The following is a 20,395-nucleotide window of genomic DNA, read 5'->3' on the forward strand; positions in this document are numbered from 1 at the left end:
GAAGGAGGCGAGCGGTGGACGAACGCATCTGGGACGTACTGGACGCCTTCGGAGACACCGAGGTCGTCACCGCCGCGGAGCTCGCCGACCGCCTGGGCGTGACCAGCCGCACGGTCCGCAGTCTCCTGTCGCGCTCACGCCGCGCCCTGGCCGACGGCGGCGCCCGCATCGACTCCAAACCCGGCACCGGATACACCCTGACCATCACCGATGCCGACGCCTTCGCCGACCTCAAGGAGACTCGTGGCGCCGTTGACGGCACCCCGGTGACGGCGATCGAGCGTCGGCGCTATCTGCTGCGGCTACTGCTGACCGCACAGGACTACATCAAGATAGAGGTTATCGCTCAGGCGCTGTTCGTCTCGAAGAAGACGGTGACGGCCGACCTGGCGCAGGTGGAACGCATACTCGCCGAACACAGCCTGCTGGTGGACCGGCGCCCCTACAAGGGCGTCCGTGTGATCGGCGCCGAACTCGACATACGCACCTGCCTGGCAACCGTCTACGACCCGGAGCACAGCTCACGGTTCGCGGTAGAGGACCTGGAAGCGGGCGTGGGCCGGGCGGAACGGCACGTACGTGAGGTGCTGGAAGCCCATGGCGCTCCGCTGTCGGATGAGGCGGTGCGCAGCGTGATCCTACACATCGCCATCGCCACGAACCGGGTCAGGGCGGGGCGCGCCATCACGGGTGAGATCGCCGGGCTGCGCCGGTACGTGACGGAGGCGGAACTGGACGTTGCCAGTGACATCCTCGACCGCCTGGAACGGGACCTGGGGGTGTCCTACCCGCTGCAGGAGCGCTACTACCTGGCGCTCCACTTCGCCGGGCGCAGAGTGCTCACTTCTCCCGCCGACGCCTCCGACTCCCAAAGCATCGTCGAGGCCCGGCAGGTGGTGGACGGGATGCTTCGCATCGTCGACGAGGGCTTCGGCCTGGGCCTGGCCGACGACGACGAGCTGCGGGCGGCCCTGGTGCAGCACACGATCCCGCTGCTGGTACGGCTGCGCTTCCAGATGCGGATGCCCAACCAGAGCCTCGAACGCATTAAGCAGTCCTACCCGCTCGCCTACGCCGTGGCCGTGCAGGCCTGCACCGCCCTGGCCCGCCACCTGGGCCGCACCGTCTCCGAGGATGAGGCCGGATACGTCGCCCTGTGGTTCGCACTCGCCCTTGAGCGCAGACGGCCGGAGCAACGGCGCAAGCGCGTATTGCTCGTCTCCGGCGCAGACGGCGCGGCGACCCGACTCATTGAACTGCGGCTGCGGGAGCGCCTCGGGGACCTGATCGAATCGCTCATCACCGTAAACACGCGCAAGCCCATCCGGACCCAACCGGACACGGACCTGGTCCTGACCACAGTCGCTCTAGACGCCGATCCGGGTATTCCCGTTCTCAAAGTCGGCACGTTCATCGACGACGCCGACGTACGCAAGATCCGGCGGATGCTGGTAACCGAGCCGAGCACCCGGATCGACCAGGTCTTCTCGCCCGAATTGTTCGTCCCCCACCTAGATGCGCACACCGCGCGCGAGGCGATTGAAGCACTCACTCGGCGCGCCCGAACCAGATACGACCTGCCCGCCGTGTTCCTCGACTCGGTGCTGCGTCGGGAGGCACTGGCGCCGACCGACTTCGGCAACCGGGTCGCCATGCCGCACGGCGAGGTGGCCATGAGCGAGGAGACCTTCATCGCCGTCGGCGTTCTGGACGAACCCATCCGCTGGACGCGCAACCCGGTCCAGGTCGTATGCCTGGTGTCCATCTCCACGCGAGAGGGCAAAGACCTGCAGCAGTTCTATCAGGACCTATCCAGGTACCTGATGAGCGAGGAACACATCACCACCCTCATTGAGAGACGCGACTTCTCCGCCATCGTCCATTCGATTCGAGAGATTACCCAGCAACCACAGGAGGAAGCATGAGCGAACCGCAGTCGGTGAGCGAGCAACCCGACGATCCCTATGCCGTGTCATTCGAATTGATCCTCGCCGCCGGGACGGCGAAGTCCAAGGCCATGGAGGCCGTTGAACTCGCAAGGGAGGGGCAGCTCGACGCGGCCCGTCAGGCCCTGACCCGTGCGGACGACGACTTCCGCCAGGCCCACGACATCCAATTCGCGCTCCTCCAGAGGGAGGCCGGCCAGGACCACGTGGATGTGGACATCGTTCTGGTGCACGCCAATGACCACTTGACCATGGCGCTTATGGCCAAGGAGAACGCCGAAATGCTCATCGAGCTTTACTCCCGGATCCACCGCCTGGAGGCACGGCTCCCGTCGACGGCCGTCTCGAGCCCGCCCCCGACCGCGCCGGCAGACCAGACCACCGCAACCGACACCAACACAAACACGAAGGAGAACTGAAATGACCGAGCAGAACCCCCATCCGGAGAAGGCCGCCGATCAGGAAGGGCCGACGCTGCGCATCATGCTCGCCTGCGCCCTAGGAATGTCCACCTCCATCCTCGTCCAACGCATGCAGGAGGCCGCCGCGAAACAGGGGAAGAACTACAAGATCTGGGCGGCCGACCAATCATCCATCGAGTCCGAGCTGGGCAACTTCGACGTCGTCCTACTCGGCCCGCAGGTGCGCCACATCCTGCGCAAGGTGCGGGGCGTGGTTGGTGACGCCGCCCCGGTGGAGGTGATCGACGCCCGCGCCTACGGCCGTGGGGACGGCGCCACCGTCATCGCCCAGGCCGAGTCACTGACCGGAGGTGAATAACATGCCTTCCCTCTCCGACCGGTTCTCCGACGGCCTGACCGCCGTCGCCGAGAAGGTCGACGACAACAAGTACCTGAATTCGCTGAAGAACTCCTTCAGCTACTTCCTGCCCTTCATCCTCGTCGGTTCCTTCGCCAGCCTGCTGCGATCCCTGGTCTCCTCCGAGGAGACAGGACTGGCCCGCTGGGTCCCCGCCTTGGCTAACCTTGACGGGGCCTTCACCGCGATGAACTTTGCCACCATGAGTTTCATGACGATCCCCATCGTCATCCTGCTCGGGTGGCAGCTGGCCAAACGCAACGGCACACCCACCCAGGCCACCGCAATCCTGTGCGTGGCCGCCTACGTGACCGTCGTCCCGCAGAGCGTGCAGGCCCTGCTTGAGGACGGCTCCGACGGCGGCAGTGCGGCCGGCCTCGGCGACGGCGCACTCGGCGCCCAGGGCCTGTTCATCGGCATCATCTGGACCGTTGTCATCACGGAGCTGTTCCGCTGGCTGTCAGGCATCAAGGCGCTGCGCATCACCATGCCGGACTCCGTCCCGCCCGCCATCACGCAGTCCTTCAACTCGCTCATACCCGTCTTCCTCATCCTGACCTTTTCGGCGGTCTTCGGCGGCCTGTTCCGGCTGGGGACTGGCAGTTACCTGAATGAGTGGGTGTACGCGGTGCTTCAGCACCCGCTGGAGATCATCTTCCAGTCCACCGCGGGCATCGTTCTCATGGCCCTGTTCTCGCAGCTGTTCTGGTTCCTCGGTATTCACGGCGGGCTGGTGATCTCCCCGATCCGCAACCCGCTGTTCGCCACCGCCATTGCCGCGAACATTGCGGCGGTCAACGCCGGTGCGGAGCCGACTCAGCCGCTCACCTACGGGTTCTGGGTGACCTTCATCGTCCTCGGCGGCGCCGGCGGCATCCTCGGCCTGACGATCGTGGGGGCGCTGATGTCCAAGCAGGAGGACTTGCGGATGATCTCCCGCCTCGGCTTCGTCCCGGCGATCTGCGGCATCTCCGAGCCGCTGGTGTTCGGAGTGCCGCTGGTACTCAACCCCCTGTACGCGATTCCGTTCATCTTCAACACCGGCATTTCGGCGGCAATCGCACTGGGCGCCATGAACCTGGGCTTCATCCAGGCCAACACGGTGGACGTGCCCTTTGGTGTCCCGATCTTCATCAACGGATTCATCGGCTTCGGCTGGCAGGGGATCGTGGTCCAGGCGGTCATCCTGATCGTCACCACTCTGATGTGGGTGCCCTTCGTCGCCATCGACGATCGCCGCGCCGCACGCGAGACTCTAGGCGAGGAATCCGCCGCTCAAAACGACAGCAAGGAGGCTGTTCCCGTATGAATGCACCAGACAACCTGCAGCCGGTATTCCCCGAGGGCTTCCTGTGGGGAGGGGCGCTCGCCGCCAACCAGTGCGAGGGCGCCTGGAACGAGGATGGCAAGGGGCCGTCGGTGGCCGACGTCACCCGGCACAAGCCCGACGTTGATCCGCGTGACTATCGTGCCGGCCACGCCATCAGCCTGGCCGATATCGAGACCGCGCTGGAGTGGAGCGATGCCAAGGGGCCCTACGCCAAGCGCCGTGGCAACAACTTCCACCACCGCTACTTGGAGGACCTGGACCTCATGGCGGAGATGGGGTTCAAGACGCTACGGGTCTCCATCCAGTGGAGCCGGCTGTTCCCAACGGGGGAGGAGCCTGGCCCCAATGCGGCCGGGGTGCGCTTCTACCACGAGTTGTTCCGTGCCATGCGTGAGCGCAACATCCAGCCGCTGGTCACCCTGCATCACTACGAACAGCCGCTAGCCACGGTCTTCAACCACAGGGGCTGGTACGACCGCGCCATGGTTGACCTGTTCATGCGCTTCGCTGAGGTCTGCTTCCGCGAATACGGGGAGGAGGTGAAGCTCTGGCTGACCTTCAACGAGGTTGACTCGATCTTCCGGCACCCCTTCACCACCGCGGGTCTGCTTGCCGAGCAGTTCGAGGGGATGAACATGGAGGAGGTCTGCTACCAGGCGCTGCACCACCAACTCCTCGCCTCGGCGCGTGCCACCAGCCTTCTGCACGAGCTCGTTCCCGACGCCCGGATGGGATGCATGCTCACCAAGCTGCTGCATTACCCGCTCACCGCTCACCCGGAGGACCAGCTGCTGGCGCAGCGCACCAACCGGGACAACGAGATGGCCGCGGACGTGCACGTGCGCGGCGACTATCCGCGGTGGGTGGAACGCTACTGGACCCGTAAGGGACTGTACATTGAGGTCACCGATGCCGACCGGGCCGAGCTCGCCGCCGGTACTGTCGACTTCCTGTCCTTCAGCTACTACATGTCGCTCGTGTCTGCCCGGGATGAGGGGGAGCATGAGCGGGTGAGCGGCAACCTGTCCTCCGGGGTGAAGAACCCGTACCTGGAGGTCAACGAGTGGAACTGGCAGATCGACCCCGAGGGTCTGCGCTACTCGCTCATCGCCCTGTACGACAAGTATCGGCTCCCGCTGTTCATCGTGGAGAACGGGGTGGGCATACGTGAGACGCCGGATGCCGATGGGAACGTCCGGGATGAGGCTCGCATTGACTACCTTCGCCGCCACATCCGTGAGATGGGCAGGGCGATCGACGACGGCGTCGAACTCATGGGATACACGCCTTGGGGCTGCATTGACCTGGTGTCGATGTCCACCAGCGAGATGAGCAAGCGGTACGGCTTCGTGTACGTCGACGCCGACGATGAGGGAAACGGCACCTACAACCGCACCCGCAAGCAGTCCTTCGACTGGTACCGGCGCGTAATCGCCTCCAACGGAAGGGAACTGTAGTGGTGGCGGCACTGCCATGAAGATGCCGGCGGCGCGGTGGGTACGGAGTGCCATCGCGTCGCCGGCACGCTCTGTGACGGCGGCGGTCGCCTGCCGGTATGGTTCCGGGCAGACAGGTCCGGGGCCGCTCCCGCGGCCCGCCGTCGCCAACAAGGAGACACTCATGACCGAAACGCCCACTGACCTCAGCGCCCAGGACGCCCCCGGGATGCTCACCGTCGGCGAGACCAGCCTGGAACTGCCTCGTGCCCTGGCCACCGACGGCTCCGACGGACTGGCCATTGGCAAACTGCTGGGGACCACGGGCCTGGTCACGCTCGACCCCGGCTTCACCAACACGGCCGCCTGCACCTCCGAGATCACCTACATCGACGGCGCTGCCGGCATCCTGCGCTACCGCGGCTACCCGATCGAGGAGCTGGCCAAGTCCTCCACCTTCCTGGAGGTCGCCTACCTGTTGATCAACGGGGAGCTGCCCGACCCGGACACCTTCGAGCGCTTCGAGCGGCGCATCGGCCGGCACCGCCTCCTGCACGAAGACTTCCGCAGCTTCTTCACCTCCTTCCCCTCCTCGGGGCACCCCATGGCGATCCTCCAGGCGGGCATTGCGGGCCTGGCCACCTACTACGAGGACACCCTCAACCCGCACGACCCCTACGAGACCGAGCTGGCCACCGTGCTGCTGCTGAGCAAGATGCCCACGATGATCAGCTACATCGCCCGCCGTGCCATCGGGCTGCCGCTGCTGTACCCCGACCCCAAGCGCGGTTACGTCGAGGACTTCCTCAACATGACCTTCGGCATGCCCTACCAGGCCAGCGACATCGACCCCACCGTCGTCCGCGCCCTGGACATGCTGCTGATCCTGCACGCCGACCACGAGCAGAACTGCTCCACCTCCACCGTGCGCCTGGTCGGCTCATCCGACGCCAACCTGTACGCCTCAGTGGCCGCGGGTGTGGGGGCCCTGTCCGGGCCGCTGCACGGCGGCGCCAACGAGGCCGTGCTGCGCATGCTGGATCGGATCCAGTCCGAGGGCATGAGCACCACCGAGTTCGTCCGCAAGGTCAAGAACAAGGAGGACGGGGTGCGCTTGATGGGCTTCGGGCACCGCGTCTACAAGAACTACGACCCGCGCGCCGCCCTGGTCAAGGAGACCGCCCACGAGGTGCTGGCCCGCCTGGGCTCCAAGGACGGAGACCGCAAGCTGGAGATCGCCATGGAGCTGGAGGAGGTCGCCCTGTCCGACGACTACTTCATCTCCCGCAACCTGTATCCGAACGTCGACTTCTACACGGGACTCATCTACCAGGCGATGGGCTTCCCCACGAAGATGTTCACGCCGCTGTTCGCGCTCGGGCGCCTGCCCGGCTGGATTGCCCAGTACCGGGAGATGATGAGCGATCCGGCCAAGCGCATCGGCCGTCCCCGCCAGGTGTACACCGGCGAGGTGGAGCGCCACTACGTGGCCATGCACCGGCGCAAGCGCGTGCGCGACTACCCCGACACCCGCATCGGCGAGCCCACCCTGGACCGCGTCCCGCGCGTGTGAGGGGCCCGCGTTTTGGACCTACGCGACTTCGCACAGGCGGGGCCGCCTGCGCTCATGAGGGCCACGCGGCCAACGTCTTGCGCCTAGTCCGCGTCCGTGACCCGCCAGCGGCCCGCCCGGGCGCTGCCCTCGCGCCGCAGGCGGCCCGAGGCGCGCAGGTCGGCGACGACACGTTCGGCGGTCCGGCGGGAGCAGCCGAGGAGGTCGGCCAGGTCGGCGACGGTCGCCGTCGGGCTCCCCGAAAAGAGGCTCAGCGCCTGCTCCTCGCGGCTGTCCGCGACAGTTTGCGCAGAGGGCTTCGCATACGGCATCAGCGCCTGGCGGATCACGGTGAGCATAAAGGCGACAAAGTCCTCGCAGGTGCCCACGGCGTTCGAATGGGCGAGCGTCGCATAATACTCCCGCTGCCGGTCGCGGATCACCGTCTCAATCGGCAGCCACCTCAGGACTGGGCGCCAACGGGCCAGCAGCAATGTGTGCCACAACCGCCCGGTCCGGCCATTGCCATCGGTGAAGGGATGAATGAACTCGAACTCGTAGTGGAAGACACAGGAAACGAGCAGCGGGTGGAGGTCGGTGTGCCGCATCCAGTCGAACAGTTCGGCCATGACCTCGGGCACGTAGGCGGCGGGCGTGCCCGCATGGATGAGCCGATCGCCGTCGAAGACACCGGCATTTGCATTGCGCAGCCGACCGGCGTCTTCAATGATCCCGTCCATCATCACGCCATGGGCCCGCAGGAGATCGGTGATCGAGTATGGATCCAACTGGTCCATGATTTCGTAGGCGCGGTGGGCATTCTCGACCTCACGAATCTCACGGGATGGCCCGAGCACGCGTTTGCCGTCGATGATCGCCGTGACGGCGTCTTCTGAGAGGACATTGCCCTCGATCATGAGCGAGGAGTGGATCGTGCGAATGCGCAGCTCGCGGTGCAGCTGCGGGCTCGTGCTCAGTGGGGAAGCGGGGCCGAGCGTCCCAACGAGTTCCGCGATCTCCATGCATAAGTTGTCGATTGCGGGCGTGCGGGTGAAGGGGGGCGTATAAGCCATCTGCTTCCTGTCGGTCCGACGGTGTCCGGTCGTATGAGACGCCGATCACCGCCAAAGTTTACCGTCACTGGCGGCATTGATGGCGTTGAAAGGCTGACGGTAGGTGCCGATAACCCTAGGAGCCCTCGGGCGTTGCGTCGTCTCGGAGCGTGCAAGGGCTGGTTGTGTGAGTGGTTGGGTGTCTGCGTGCGGTTGGGTGTCTTGGGTGTTGGCGTGCGCGGCCGCCGACCCGCCCGTTGGACCCCTGTTCCCCCGTTGGACCCCTGTTCCCCCGTTGGACCGCCGTAGCCGCCGGTTACAGCGGTCCAACGGGGTGTGGGCGGTCCAACGGGGTGTGGGCGGTCCAACGGGGCGTGGGCGGTCCAACTGGGCGTGTTCTTGAAGGTGATTCCGCGTCAGAAGCGCCTTCTTCGGCACCTCCTCTCGGAACAATCCATGTCCTTGGCCGAGGAGGTAGGAGCCAGGAGGGAGGTGGGGGCCATGTCCAAGCCGAAAGGCCGGCATGCCAAAGTCCGCAAGGGCAAGGGAATGGCCCGGCAGGTGAGCGAAGTGTTCGAGTCTCTCGCTCATCTGATCCGGGCCATTGGTATCCTTGTGGATGCCCTCGGCAGGTGGTTCAACTGAGCCGTCTGCCTCGGGGAGTCATCCGGTTGCCGCCGGGTGGCTCCCCACAATTATGCCGCCCGGTTTTCCCGGCGGGCAAGCGCTCCGGCAGGGCTGACGCCGCGATGCGCCCGGCCAGATGGAGTGGATTGGGCGGGTTCAGGCGGCCAGGGTCAGGCGTCCATGGGCTCCACGAAGGTGCGGAAGTCGCCGTCGTGCTGTGCGTGCAGTTCCCAGATGCGGTCGGCCAGGGCCTCCGGCTCGTGGGAGGGCTCGCCTCCGCTGATGCCGCGCGGAATGATCAGCTGGGCGACGTGAATCCCCTCCGGGGCGAGCGCGTCGTGGAGGAGCTGCCCGTAGGCGCTCTCCCCGGCGAAGGCGACCGAGGTGCCGGTGACGTTCTGGCCCGGGCGGACGGCGGAGCCTCCGTTGATCAGCAGGATCGTGCCGCGGCCGAGCTCGCGCATGCCCGGCAGCACCTGCTGCACCGCGTTGACGGGGCCGTAGACGGACATCTCGATGGGGCCGACCAGGTCCTCGGCGCTCGTCTCCAGCACGGGCTTCATGAACTCGCGGGCCGGCACGGGGCTCCACTGGAGCACCTCGATGGGGCCGAGCTCGCCGGCGGCGTCGGCCAGGGCCCGGGCCAGTGCCTCGCCGTCGCGGCCGTCGGCGACGTAGCCGCGGGCGTTGATGCCGTCGACACTCAGGGCGGCGACCCGCTCGTCCAGGTGCTGGCGGCTGCGGGAGATCAGGGCGACGTCGAAGCCCTCTCGTCCGAAGCGGCGGGCGACGGCGCGGCCCAGTCCCGGGCCGCCACCGATGATGGCGATGGTGGTCATGGTGATTTCCTCCGGTTTCCGGCTTTGCTTGATGTTTATTCGGCGTTCTGTCCTGGTGGCTTTGCACCGAGACCGGCGAGAGTGGCGTGCCCTGACCGGCACGGGTAACGCGTCGCGGCCGCCGGCGCCGCACTGCGCTGCCTTTGGCAGGCTATGCCGGTCTTTCCGATTTCGGGAGTCCCTGCCAGTGCCTCCCGGAAGCGCCGTTTATGGCTGTCACAGCCATTTGCGGTGCTTGAAGAAGACGATACAGCCGATGACCACCAGAACGCTCAGGACCGCGACGGCCGGATAGCTCCACGGCCACGCGAGCTCGGGCATGTGCTCGAAGTTCATCCCGTACCAGCCGACGATGAGCGTCAGCGGCGCGAAAATCGCGGTGACGATCGTGAGCGCCGCCATAATGTGGTTCTGCCGCACGTCCAGGTGCATCTTGTACAGGTCACGCATCTGGAGGGCCTGGTCGCGCAGGGAGGATGCCTGATCGCGCAGTTTGTCGAGTCGGCCGTAGACCGTGCGGAAGTACCGCAGGTCCTCCTCGCGGAAGAAGCCGTTCTCGTTCTCCTCTAGGACCTGGGTCAGGTCCATGAGGTCGTTGTAGTGGGTGTCGAGGTCGCGTAGTTCGGAGCGCATATCGTTGATGCGTTCCGAGGCGCCCGCGGCCGTCTCCTGGGCGTCGATGAACACCACGCCCTTCTCATCCAGCGCGAAGGCGAGTCGATGTCGATGCCCAGCTCGAAGGTGCTGCGGCGCTGGGTCCACTGATCGGGAGTCAGCACGGCGACGAACTGTCTGTCCGTGTTGCGCAGATCCTCCGGGGCGCGCGGAGTCAGTGACTCGTCGATCAGGTAGTGCACGGATTCTCCTCGGTGTAGTAGGGCGCCGTCGGCCTCAGCGAGAGCCGCGTAGAAAACTGCGCCCCTCGGACTCGTCGAAGCCGCGGTGCCCGTGAACCTCGACGGCGTCCAGCGCTGCCTCCAGCCGGTCCAGCTCCGCGCCGGTGAGCGAGACATCCGCGGCGCCGAGGTTCTCCAGGATCCGTTCCTTGCGCTTCGAACCCGGAATCGGCACCACATGCGGCCACTTAGCGAGCATCCACGCCAGGCTGATCTGGGCGCTGGTGGCGCCCTTCTCTGCGGCGAAGCGTGCCAGCAGGTCCACGATCGGCCGGTTGGCGGCCAGGTTCTCGGGCAGCAGCTGCGGCACCAGGTTGCGCACGTCGTCGTGCTCCTCGAACTGTGTGGCCGTGGTGACCTTCCCGGACAACAGCCCCGAGGCGATGGGGGAGAAGGGGACGACGCCGATACCCTGCTCGGCGCAGTACGGCAGAACCTCCGCCTCAATGCCGCGCTCAACCATGGAGTAGATGTTCTGCACGGCGGTCACGGGCGTCACCTCGTGGGCGGCGCGGATGACCGGCACATCCACCTGGGACAGGCCCCAGCCGCGAATCAGCCCCTCCTGGATGAGGCGGCCCATGCCGTCGGCCACCTCCTCAACCGGCACCTCGGGGTTGACACGGTGCAGGTAGTACAAGTCGACGCAGTCGGTACCTAGGCGCGCCAGGGAGGCCACCAGGTGGTGGCGCAGCGTGGCCACCACGCCGTCGGCCCGCACTTCCTCGGTCGGCAGATGCAGCTTGGTGGCCAGGACGACGTCGTCCCGGAAGGGGGCGACCGCCTTGCCGACGATGCGCTCATTGTGGCCCCGGTTGGCCGGATCGAGGTTCGGTCCGTACGCCTCGGCGGTGTCGAAGAAGGTGCAGCCGGCGTCATGAGCGGCGCGGATCGCCGCGACCGACTCCGTCTCCGGCGGGATGTGCCCATAGCCGTGGGACAGGCCCATGCAACCCATGCCGATCTCGGATACCTCCAGAGTTCCCAGGTGCCGCGTACGCATTCTCGTCCCCTCCGTTTTCAAGACGCCGCTGCTCGACGGCGGCCGTCGGCACAACCCTATAGGTGGCGCGCCCTACGTGGGCTACCGGAACAACCAGCCCATGACCTCGGCGTCGTGCGGGAAGAGCTCCAGCCCGCCGCCGTGCTGGCTCCAGGCGACGACGTCGTTGCTCCAGCGCGGGTGCGTGCCGCGGGCGGGGTAGTGGCAGGCGGCGCCCTCATCGAAGGCGTGCGGCATGAAGTTCAGGTGCTCCAGCTCGCCCTCACCGCGCTCGTAGGCGGCTTTTCCCCATGCCTTCTGTTGGCTCGGGCCGCCTCACCCGGGTGAGGCTCAGCGGTCGCGGGCTCCGCGCCGGAGAGGTCCGATTGCCCCGTGTACTGCATGACGACGGCGCCGGGGCCGGGCACGTCGTCGCCCCCGAATCGGGCGGGGCCGTAGGACCCCAGGTAGGCGGCCAGGCGCGCACCCGCGGAGCCGCCCAAAAGCGAGTAGCCCTCCGGATTCGCGCCGAGCTCGTCGGCGCCCGTCGTCCTACACCCCGGCGTGCTGCGTCAGGCCTCAGTACAGCGAGCCGCCGCCGATCTGCTGCTTGACCATGTCGCGCAGCAGCCAGCCCACGACCTTCGGGTCGTAGTGGTCGAAGATGCGCGGCAGCGTGCCGTCGTCCAGGGCGGAGAAGGTCGCCAGGTCCTCCTCGGTCAGTTCGAAGTCGAAGACGTCGAAGTTCTCCTCCATGCGGTTGCGGTGCGTGGACTTCGGGATGACCACGACGTCCTTCTGGATCAGGGCCCGCAGGATCACCTGGCCGGGCTTCTTGCCGTACTTGGCGCCGATCTCGGCGAGGACCGGGTTGGCGAAGATGTTGTTCTGCCCCTCGGCGAAGGGCGCCCAGGCCTCGTGCACCACGCCGAGTTCGGCCATGACCGCGTGCGCGGCGTCCTGCTGGCGGAAGGGGTGCGTCTCGATCTGGTTGACGGCCGGCGTGATCTCGGCCAGTGCGGCCACATCCACCAGGCGCTCGGGGTAGAAGTTGGACACGCCGATGGCGCGCAGCTTGCCGGCCTTGTAGGCGTCCTCCATGGCCCGGTAGGCGCCCGGGTAGTCGCCCATCGCCTGGTGCAGCAGCATCAGGTCAATGTGGTCTGTGCCGAGCTTTTCCAGCGACTCGTCGATGGAGGCGGTGGCGCGCTCGTAGTTCATGTTGGACACCCAGATCTTGGAGGTGATGAACACCTCCTCGCGCGGCAGGCCGCTCTTCGCGACGGCCGCGCCGACGCCCTCCTCGTTGCCGTAGGCCTGGGCGGTGTCGATGAGCCGGTAGCCGACCTCGAGGGCCTCGCTCACGCAGCGCTCGGTCTCATCGGGCGGGGTCTGGAAGACGCCGTAGCCGAGCACGGGCATCTCGACGCCGTTGTTGAGGGTCTTGGTGGGGACGGTGGTGGTCATGGGTTTCTCTCCTGATGCGGGTCTTGAGTGGTCGGGGGCCGATCTCGGCAGTTGGCCGACGCCGTGGCGACCGGCCAGGCGAGGACGGGTCAGGCCTGCTGGGAGTAGTCCATGACCGTCGTCGTGAAGGCGGGCGGCTCGTCCGGGACCACGTAGTAGGGGGCCTGCGGGATCTCGTTGATCGCAGCGATCTCCGCCTCCGTCAACTTCACGTCGAGCGCGGCGAGGTTGTCGGCCATGTGGGCGGGGTTGAGGGTCTTGGGGAAGGTGATGTTCTTCTCCGCCAGGTGCCAGGCCAGGATCACCTGGGCGGCAGTGGCGCCCGTGCGCTGTGCGGCCGCGGTGATCGCGGGCTCTTCCAGCAGGGTCTTGTCGCCGTGGCCGAGCGGGTACCAGGCCTCCACCAGGACCTCGGTGTCGGCGGCCTGGTCCATCTGCGCCTTCAGCTCGTGCTGGTTCCAGCGCGGGTGGGCCTCAACCTGGTTGACGACCGGCTTGATGTCGGCGACGTCCAGAATCTCCTGGAACTTGGCGATGGGGAAGTTGGACAGGCCGATGGAGCGGACCTTGCCCGCGGCCACGGCCTCCTCCATGGCCTTCCAGCCGGAGGTGTACTCGCCGTAGGGCTGGTGGAACAGCAGCAGATCAACGTAGTCCAGACCCAGGCGCTCCAGGGTGGCGTCGATGTCCTTGACGGCCTGCGCGTAGGGGTAGGACTGCGGGAACAACTTGGTGGTGATGAACAGGTCCTCACGCTTCACGGTGCCTGCGGCGATCGCATCGCGCAGCACCTCGCCGACGGCGACCTCGTTGAAGTAGGCGTTAGCCGTGTCGATGTGCCGGTAGCCCAGCTCGAGGGCCTGCGGCAGGTGCTCGCGCACCTGCTCGGAGGTCATCTGGAAGACGCCGTAACCCAGCGCCGGGATGTCGATGCCGTTGTTCATGGTGAAGGACGGGATGGTGGTCATTGATGCGCTCCTGGGACTTGCTTCGGGACCAGCTCAATGCCGTCCCGCTGTGCATAAGTCTTCGCCCCAGGGGCGCGGATGTAAAATGCCAATATCGGAACTCTTGATGCGCTACGTGCATAAGCAGAGGGAGGGGACTGGTGGATTTCGAGCAGCTGCGCCAGCTGGAGGCGATCGCGCGGGAGGGCACCCTCAGCGCCGCCGCGCGCACCCTGCACCTGTCCCAGCCGGCCCTCAGCCGCTCGCTGCAGCGTCTGGAGGCAGAGCTCGGCCAGTCGCTCTTCGACCGCCCGGGGCGCCGCCTGGTGCTCAACGAGGCGGGCCGTGTGGCTCTGGAACATGCCGGGCGGATCCTGCGCGAGGAGCAGTCCATGCGCACCGCCCTCGACGACGTCGCCCGTCGCACCCGGGCGCTGCGCGTGGGTGCGGTCGCCCCGGCGCCGCTGTGGCGGCTGACCTCACTGATCGTCGAACGCTTCCCCGGCCTGGTGCTCACCTCGCAGAGCCTCGGCAGGGAGGAGGTCGAGGAGGGAGTGGTGGGCGGCGAGCTGGACCTGGGCATCTCGCTGCGTCCCCATCCGCTGCCGAGCGTGCGCTCGGCCTGGCTCATGGTGGAGAACCTCGCCGTCGCCCTGCCCGCTGAGCACGCGCTCGCGAACCGCGAGCAGGTGACGGCCGCGGAGCTGGACGGCGAGACCTTCCTGCTCCTGGCCGACATCGGCTTCTGGCGCGAGCGCTGTGACCGCTACCTGCCCCACTCCCAGTTCGTGGTGCAGGAGGACCGTGGCGTTTTCGAACAACTGGTCAAGAGTTCTCCGCTGCCCCACTTCGTCTCCGACGCTCCCGCCCTGTCGGCGCTCGCCTCGGACCGCGTCGTCGTGCCGATTCGGGACGCCATGGCCCATGCCACCTTCTTCCTGCTGCTGCGGCCCGGTGGGCGCAGCGAGGCCATGGATGTCTTCGACTGGGCGCGCAGTCGGGTCGGCTGAGTCGCTTCCCGTCACCGAGGTCGGTTGAAGTTACGTGCCGAGATCGGTTGAAGTTACGGGTTCTTCCGTTTTGGGGGTGCGGTGGGTTGATGGTTGGCGTGTGTCTGGATTGTTGGTTGCGTGCGCGGCAGATCGGGTGCGGTGCGTGGCGTGATGGGCGGGGGTGGGATAGGTTGCCGTGAATATCGGTGGGCGACGGCGGGCCACGGTGGATCCGACGACGGTTCGTGTGTTCGGGTCGACGGTTCGGCACTTCCTGCGACGGTTCGGCACCTAGAGGTACGTACCGTCGCTGTTATGTCTCAGGACATCGGTGACAGTTCTGTGTCAGGACATCGGTGACAGTTCGTAGGTTGTTGGGGGTGACAGTTCTGGTGTGCTTTTGGGCGCATGAGCTCAGTCAGGAAGTCCAACAGTAGTGGTGTTGATCCGCGTGTGCGTCTGGCGATCGCCCGGTGGCCTGATGACGCCCCGCGCGGGGCGGTGACCACGTTCTGCGAACAGGAGGGCATCTCCCGCAAGACCTTCTATGTGCTGCGGGCCCGAGCCCGAGCTGACGGGGAGGCCGCGGTACTCGAGCCCCGCTCCCGCCGTCCTCGCACAAGCCCGGGACGCATAAGCGACCAGGTACGCTCCCAGGCCCTTGACGTGCGTGCCGCGCTGGAACGCTCTGGCCTGGATTGCGGCCCGATCAGCGTGCACGACAAGATGCGGGCCATGGGCCTCAAGGCGCCCTCGCCGACATCACTGGCCCGCATCTTTCGCTCCGCCGGCGTGGCCCGAGCCGAGCCCACGAAGAGGCCCCGGGCGGCATGGCGCCGGTTTGTCTATCCGGCCCCGAACGCCTGCTGGCAGACGGGGCGCCACCGAGTACGTCCTCGCCGGAGGACGCAAGGTCGTCATCTTCCAGCTCATCGACGACCACTCCCGCCTGGCGGTGGCATCCCTGGTCGCCGCCGCCGAGACCAGCCAGGCGGCTATCGCGGTATTCGACCGGGCCGTCGCCCGCTACGGGGTGCCCCAGCGGCTACTGACCGACAACGGGACGGCCCTGAACCCCACCCGACGCGGCCGCAAAGGCAAACTGGTCGACCACGTGCGCACCCTGGGGGTAGAACCCATCACCTCCAAGCCCTATAAGCCCACCACCCAGGGCAAGAACGAGCGCTTCCACCAGACTCTGTTCCGCTACCTCGACAACCAGCCCCTGGCCCACACCATCGAAGAGCTACAAGCCCAAGTCGACGCCTTCGACCACATCTACAACACCGAGCGAGGACACCAGGCCCTGCCCGGGAGGATGACACCCCAGCAGGCGTGGGACGCCACCCCCGTCGCCGCCCCGCCACGCCCCAAGCACCACGAGCCCGTATCCGTCGGCGGCATCCCCACACAACCCCGCCCCAGGCGCCGGCCCACAACACCGCCCTCAGGGCAGCGCCAAGGCACCATCGGGGCTAACGGAGTGGTCAGCCTGGCCGGTATCAGCTTCTTGGTATCCAGAACCCACGCACACCAGCCAGTGACCATCACCTGGGACCCCCACCAAGTCGCCTTCACCGACACCCAAGGCGAGATCCTGGCCCAGTACCCCTGGCCCGCACCCGGCGTCCGTTACGTCTCCACCCACACACACCCAACCCCACCAACCACCACAACTGTCACCGATGTCCTGACACACCAAGTGTCACCGATGTCCTGACACAAAACTGTCACCGATGTCCTGAGACATCACAGGTACGTACCGTCGCGGTTCATGCCGAATCGTTGGTGCTAACTGCCGAACCGTCGTCGTTTATGACGAACCGTCGCGCAGCGTCCCGCGGGGCGCACGAGTGAGTACGCGAAAAGCCTGCGCCCCCGCGGCGGCCATGTTCGCGCCCCGGGAGCGCCTGGGGTGCGGCATTAGAAGCGCTGGACTCAGCGGAATCGCCGCCGTCGCCAACGGCCGCCATCGTGATCCGGGAACTGCTTGATCCAGGTGATTCCAACGAGTCGTCAGCCGCCAACGGTCACGAGCCCGAGGACGTCCCAGGCTCGGCCAAAACGTCCTCGTCGGCCCGAGGACGTCCTGGGTTCGGCGAACACGTCCTCGTCAGCCCGAAACCCTCCCGAATGTGGAGGGTTTGGGGCGGATGAGGTCGTATTCGACCGGCGTGGGGTACTCGAATACGATCTCGTAGGCCCGAAGACGTCCTCCCAAGACCCAGAACGACCCCGCCCGACCGCCCGAGTACGACCATGTGCGCACGAGTACGACCTCGCCGACCCGAAAACGACCTCTCACACCCGAACACGACCTTCCCCGCCCGACAACGACCACCGCCTCGCAGCCCCAACCCGAACCACCACCCATGAACCAGAAGAGTCAAGTTACATGCCGAGATCGGTTGAAGTGTTGCTGCGGCCCGGCCGCTTGGCCGACGAGGCCGCAGAATGTCCAAAACCGGCACGAACGCCGGATTCGGCGCTCCGAGTCGGCTCCGCAACCGCATGATTCCAGTGGCTCTCTCGGTGGAGCGGGCTCGTTTATGCCGGTTTTGGACATTTTTGAACCCATCCAATGGCGCCGACGAATCAGGGGCTGAAGATAGGTTCAGGGTGTCGGGCTAGTCGACCCAGATGCGTACGTGATCCTCGTCGTCGGTGACGTCGATGAGGGTGGCGGGGCCGGTGGAGTCGAGGGCATTGAACGAGGTCTTCAGCATTGCGTCGAGGTCGATGCCGCGGGCGCCGACGGCGCTGCGCACCTGCGGAACCGTCGCGATGAGACCGGTGAGCGCGGAGACCGCCTGCATGGGGAAGGCCAGGTCGACATTGTCCTGCGGCCCCCGAACCTCGATGTGGAGGCTGCGTCCGGCCGCGCGTCGGGCCCGCGGCTGCTCCGGCGCGGGCTCGGGACGAATCAGTTCGAAGTTGGTGGAGGCGGGCGCCGCGGGGGACGGCGCCGAAGGGGAGGAGAGGGGGGACGGTGCCGAAGGGGTCGAGAGGGGGGACGGTGCCGAAGGGGCGGAGAGGGGCGACGGCGCCGATGAAGGAGAGGCCGGTGACGGCGTGGGACGGTCGGCGGTTGCGGCGTCGCTGTCCGGCACCGTCAACAGCGCGTCGACGCTGGTGCCGAGCAGTGCCGCCAGAGCGGGCAGTGTCGCCACGTCCGGGTAGTTCAAATCGTTCTCCCACTTGCTGACCGCCTGCGGGGTGACTCCCATCCGTTGGGCGAGCTGCTCCTGGGTCATGCCGCGTGACAGCCGCAGCCTGGCGATGTTGCGTCCGACAGAGTTCTTCATCGGTGTCTCCATAGTTCTTGATCGGTTGTCTGTCGGGGCGTCCCTCAGGATGTCCCTGACCCGCCGAAGGTCCCGCAGTCTGCCGGGACCGACGGCGCGTGACCGATCATGTCCGCAGCGGTGCGCCGGACGGTAGCACGCATATGTTGATCACGGAATCCGTGGGTTGAGCCGTCGAGTCACCGACTCAACCACTGGTTGAGTCGGTGACTCGACGGGCGCTGTTCTTGTCGTCTCTCGCGGTTGTGGGGATCAGGGCACCAGAGCGTTTGATGTGGACTTCTTCATCTGCCCCGCGGGGAAGGGCCGGCGGTCACGGAGCCCATACCGGGGCCCCAGCCACCTGATGAGCACGCCCACGGCCAGCGCTGCCGTGGTCTCGGCCACTATGATCGCGGCCCAGATGCCCGCCGGTCCGATCAGCAGCGGCAGTAGCAGGACCGAGCCCACCTCCAGGCCGAGGGTGCGGGCTGCCGCCAGCGCCGCCGAGACGAGCCCGTTGCCCAGTGCCGTGAACAGGGACGAGCCGTACATGCTCACGCCCATGGGCAGGAAGGCGACTGAGAAGATGCGCAATGCCGTCTCGGTCAGCTCCATGAGACCGCGATCGTTCGCGGCGAAGATGAGTGCCAGAGGGTGTGCGAGCAGTTGCGAGGCGAGCAGCATCATCGCTCCGGTGATGGCGAGTATGGCCAGCGAGGTGCGCATCAGGCTGCGTTTCTCCGTATCGTTCGCGGCGCCGTGCTGGTAGCTCATCAGCGGGGCCGCTCCCATGCAGAAGCCCTCGAAGACCGCGGTGAAGATCATGCTGACGTACATGACCACCCCGTAGGCGGCCACCCCGTCCGGGCCCATGAACCTAAGCAACTGCAGGTTGTAGATGATGCTGACCACCGAGATGGCCACCACCGCCATCATCTCCGATGATCCGTTCACGCAGACTCGACCCAGCGCGGCCAGGTCCCCTACCGGGCGGCCCAGACGCAGGAAGCTGCTGTTCGGGCGAGCAAACCAGGCCAACGGCACTAGGCCGCCGATCAACTCCGAGGCTACGGTGGCCCACGCGGCTCCGGCCACGCCCCACCCGAAGACGCCGACGAACAGCAGATCCAGGGCCATATTGGTCATGCCCGCCGCAACCGTCACATACAGGCCGAGTCGGGGCCTGCCCGCGGTGGAGGCGAAGGTCTGGAAGGCGTACTGCAGCATGAATGCAGGCAGTGAGACCATCAGAATCCTGCCGTACAACACGCACAGCTCCAGCATCTGGCCGGATGCGCCCAGCAGCTGGGCGACGGGCCGCATGGTCAGGGCGCCGACGGCCGCCAGCACGATGCCCGTCCCGAGCGTGACGTAGACGATCATGGAGAAGTAGCGGTTCGCCAACCCGCCGTGGCCCCGGCCGCGGGTGTGGGAGATGAGTTCGCTGCCGCCCGAGCCCATCATGAAGCCGAGGGTGCCCAGAATCATGATGAACGGCATGATCAGGGTGATGGCGGCCAGCGCCGTCTTGCCGGCGAAGTTGGCGACGAACAGGCCGTCGACCACCCCGTAGATCGAGGTGAAGAGCATCATCGCGATGGAAGGGGCCGTGAAGCGTAGCAGTGCGCGCGCCCCCAGGTGCTGGGACATGTCCATGGAGTCAGTCGCCTCCGATTGCGTTCAGGCTCCTCACCAGAGCGCTCGTATATGTGGTCAGGGCGGCTGCGAGCGCGGCGCGCTGAGTGGCTGGAACGGAGTCCAGAGCGGTGAGCTCGGCTTTGATGATCGGGTTGATGCGCTCGGTGACGAGTTCGCGCCCCCGCGCGGTCAGATACACGTGCGTGCTTCGCCCCGGTCCGGACTCGAGGCGCACTGTGCCGTCCTCCTGAAGCCGCTTGATGGCGGAGTTGATCGTCTGCTTCCGCGAGAAGCAAAGCTCGCACAATAGACTCTGCGAGCAGCCCTCGCCCGCGACATGTAGCGCGTAGAGGATGTCGAAGGCGGCGTCTGACAGCCCCGCCGTTCGGGCGGCCCGGTGGTAGGCGTCGTCGGCGCGTTTGATCATGGCGTTGATCGTCTGTTGCAGCTCCATCAGAGCGGTGGTCATATGGCTCCCGTCAGCACCCAAGTCCGAATTCGGACATAGTATACGGGATGCGGCGTCGTGGTCGGCTCCGGGGTGTTCGGCCGGGGTGCGTCAGGTCTTGGGGTGGCCCATTGGAA

At 66.6% G+C, this 20,395-nt stretch carries 18 protein-coding genes and 1 pseudogene; 9 read left to right on the forward strand and 10 right to left on the reverse strand.

The window, feature by feature from the left end; all coding sequences use genetic code 11:
* The first annotated feature begins 14 nt into the window (after positions 1-14).
* The 6 genes from C3B71_RS04455 to C3B71_RS04480 all read left to right on the forward strand — a co-directional run bounded on the left by C3B71_RS04455 (position 15) and on the right by C3B71_RS04480 (position 7,104).
* Positions 15-1,925 carry a BglG family transcription antiterminator gene (locus C3B71_RS04455; RefSeq protein ID WP_108966395.1) on the forward strand — a complete coding sequence of 637 codons (1,911 nt, stop codon included), beginning with the start codon at positions 15-17 and terminating at the stop codon, positions 1,923-1,925.
* Entirely contained in the window at positions 1,922-2,365 is a 444-nt protein-coding gene (locus C3B71_RS04460; RefSeq protein ID WP_108966397.1) for a PTS lactose/cellobiose transporter subunit IIA, read from the forward strand. The genes C3B71_RS04455 and C3B71_RS04460 overlap by 4 nt, the downstream gene beginning before the upstream one ends.
* Before the next feature lies 1 nt (position 2,366).
* Positions 2,367-2,726: a PTS sugar transporter subunit IIB gene (locus tag C3B71_RS04465; protein ID WP_199912577.1), complete on the forward strand. Its 360-nt coding sequence runs from the start codon at positions 2,367-2,369 to the stop codon at positions 2,724-2,726.
* A gap of 1 nt (position 2,727) precedes the next feature.
* Positions 2,728-4,074, forward strand: coding sequence for a PTS sugar transporter subunit IIC (locus C3B71_RS04470; RefSeq protein WP_108966398.1), 1,347 nt, complete (start codon positions 2,728-2,730; stop codon positions 4,072-4,074).
* The gene (locus C3B71_RS04475) at positions 4,071-5,552 is read left to right on the forward strand and encodes a glycoside hydrolase family 1 protein (protein ID WP_108966400.1); all 1,482 of its coding nucleotides are present in this window, start codon (positions 4,071-4,073) and stop codon (positions 5,550-5,552) included. The genes C3B71_RS04470 and C3B71_RS04475 overlap by 4 nt, the downstream gene beginning before the upstream one ends.
* Before the next feature lie 163 nt (positions 5,553-5,715).
* On the forward strand, positions 5,716-7,104 hold the full coding sequence (locus C3B71_RS04480) for a citrate synthase (RefSeq protein WP_108966402.1): 1,389 nt from the start codon (positions 5,716-5,718) through the stop codon (positions 7,102-7,104).
* A gap of 83 nt (positions 7,105-7,187) precedes the next feature.
* Here the strand turns inward: C3B71_RS04480 and C3B71_RS04485 are convergent, their stop codons facing one another.
* A complete protein-coding gene (locus tag C3B71_RS04485; RefSeq protein ID WP_108966404.1) occupies positions 7,188-8,156 on the reverse strand; it encodes a Fic family protein in 969 nt (322 codons plus the stop codon).
* A gap of 480 nt (positions 8,157-8,636) precedes the next feature.
* Here C3B71_RS04485 and C3B71_RS16120 point away from each other — a divergent pair, with 480 nt between their 5' ends.
* Positions 8,637-8,780: a hypothetical protein gene (locus C3B71_RS16120; RefSeq protein WP_181574875.1), complete on the forward strand. Its 144-nt coding sequence runs from the start codon at positions 8,637-8,639 to the stop codon at positions 8,778-8,780.
* Positions 8,781-8,932: 152 nt separating this feature from the next.
* Here C3B71_RS16120 and C3B71_RS04495 read toward each other — a convergent pair whose 3' ends face one another.
* The 6 genes from C3B71_RS04495 to C3B71_RS04520 all read right to left on the reverse strand — a co-directional run bounded on the left by C3B71_RS04495 (position 8,933) and on the right by C3B71_RS04520 (position 13,914).
* Positions 8,933-9,601: an SDR family NAD(P)-dependent oxidoreductase gene (locus tag C3B71_RS04495; RefSeq protein ID WP_108966408.1), complete on the reverse strand. Its 669-nt coding sequence runs from the start codon at positions 9,599-9,601 to the stop codon at positions 8,933-8,935.
* Positions 9,602-9,817: 216 nt separating this feature from the next.
* On the reverse strand, positions 9,818-10,363 hold the full coding sequence (locus C3B71_RS04500) for a CorA family divalent cation transporter (RefSeq protein ID WP_199912578.1): 546 nt from the start codon (positions 10,361-10,363) through the stop codon (positions 9,818-9,820).
* A gap of 129 nt (positions 10,364-10,492) precedes the next feature.
* Positions 10,493-11,500 carry an aldo/keto reductase gene (locus C3B71_RS04505; protein ID WP_108966410.1) on the reverse strand — a complete coding sequence of 336 codons (1,008 nt, stop codon included), beginning with the start codon at positions 11,498-11,500 and terminating at the stop codon, positions 10,493-10,495.
* 81 nt (positions 11,501-11,581) lie between these two features.
* Positions 11,582-11,737 carry a hypothetical protein gene (locus C3B71_RS15835; protein ID WP_159097641.1) on the reverse strand — a complete coding sequence of 52 codons (156 nt, stop codon included), beginning with the start codon at positions 11,735-11,737 and terminating at the stop codon, positions 11,582-11,584.
* Between the two features lie 321 nt (positions 11,738-12,058).
* Positions 12,059-12,946 carry an aldo/keto reductase gene (locus C3B71_RS04515; RefSeq protein ID WP_108966412.1) on the reverse strand — a complete coding sequence of 296 codons (888 nt, stop codon included), beginning with the start codon at positions 12,944-12,946 and terminating at the stop codon, positions 12,059-12,061.
* 89 nt (positions 12,947-13,035) lie between these two features.
* Positions 13,036-13,914 carry an aldo/keto reductase gene (locus C3B71_RS04520; RefSeq protein WP_108966414.1) on the reverse strand — a complete coding sequence of 293 codons (879 nt, stop codon included), beginning with the start codon at positions 13,912-13,914 and terminating at the stop codon, positions 13,036-13,038.
* A 140-nt stretch (positions 13,915-14,054) separates the two neighbouring features.
* Here C3B71_RS04520 and C3B71_RS04525 point away from each other — a divergent pair, with 140 nt between their 5' ends.
* A complete protein-coding gene (locus C3B71_RS04525; RefSeq protein ID WP_108966416.1) occupies positions 14,055-14,903 on the forward strand; it encodes a LysR family transcriptional regulator in 849 nt (282 codons plus the stop codon).
* A gap of 390 nt (positions 14,904-15,293) precedes the next feature.
* Positions 15,294-16,605: pseudogene (locus tag C3B71_RS04530) on the forward strand (integrase core domain-containing protein).
* 907 nt (positions 16,606-17,512) lie between these two features.
* Here the strand turns inward: C3B71_RS04530 and C3B71_RS04535 are convergent.
* The 3 genes from C3B71_RS04535 to C3B71_RS04545 form a co-directional block, all read right to left on the reverse strand.
* Positions 17,513-18,190 carry a helix-turn-helix domain-containing protein gene (locus C3B71_RS04535; protein ID WP_108966417.1) on the reverse strand — a complete coding sequence of 226 codons (678 nt, stop codon included), beginning with the start codon at positions 18,188-18,190 and terminating at the stop codon, positions 17,513-17,515.
* A 252-nt stretch (positions 18,191-18,442) separates the two neighbouring features.
* Positions 18,443-19,828, reverse strand: coding sequence for an MATE family efflux transporter (locus C3B71_RS04540; protein WP_073327332.1), 1,386 nt, complete (start codon positions 19,826-19,828; stop codon positions 18,443-18,445).
* A gap of 4 nt (positions 19,829-19,832) precedes the next feature.
* Entirely contained in the window at positions 19,833-20,279 is a 447-nt protein-coding gene (locus tag C3B71_RS04545; RefSeq protein WP_108966419.1) for a MarR family winged helix-turn-helix transcriptional regulator, read from the reverse strand.
* Positions 20,280-20,395 lie beyond the last annotated feature (116 nt).

The sequence above is a fragment of the Actinomyces sp. Z16 genome (assembly GCF_003111765.1).
GTDB lineage: Bacteria > Actinomycetota > Actinomycetes > Actinomycetales > Actinomycetaceae > Actinomyces > Actinomyces glycerinitolerans.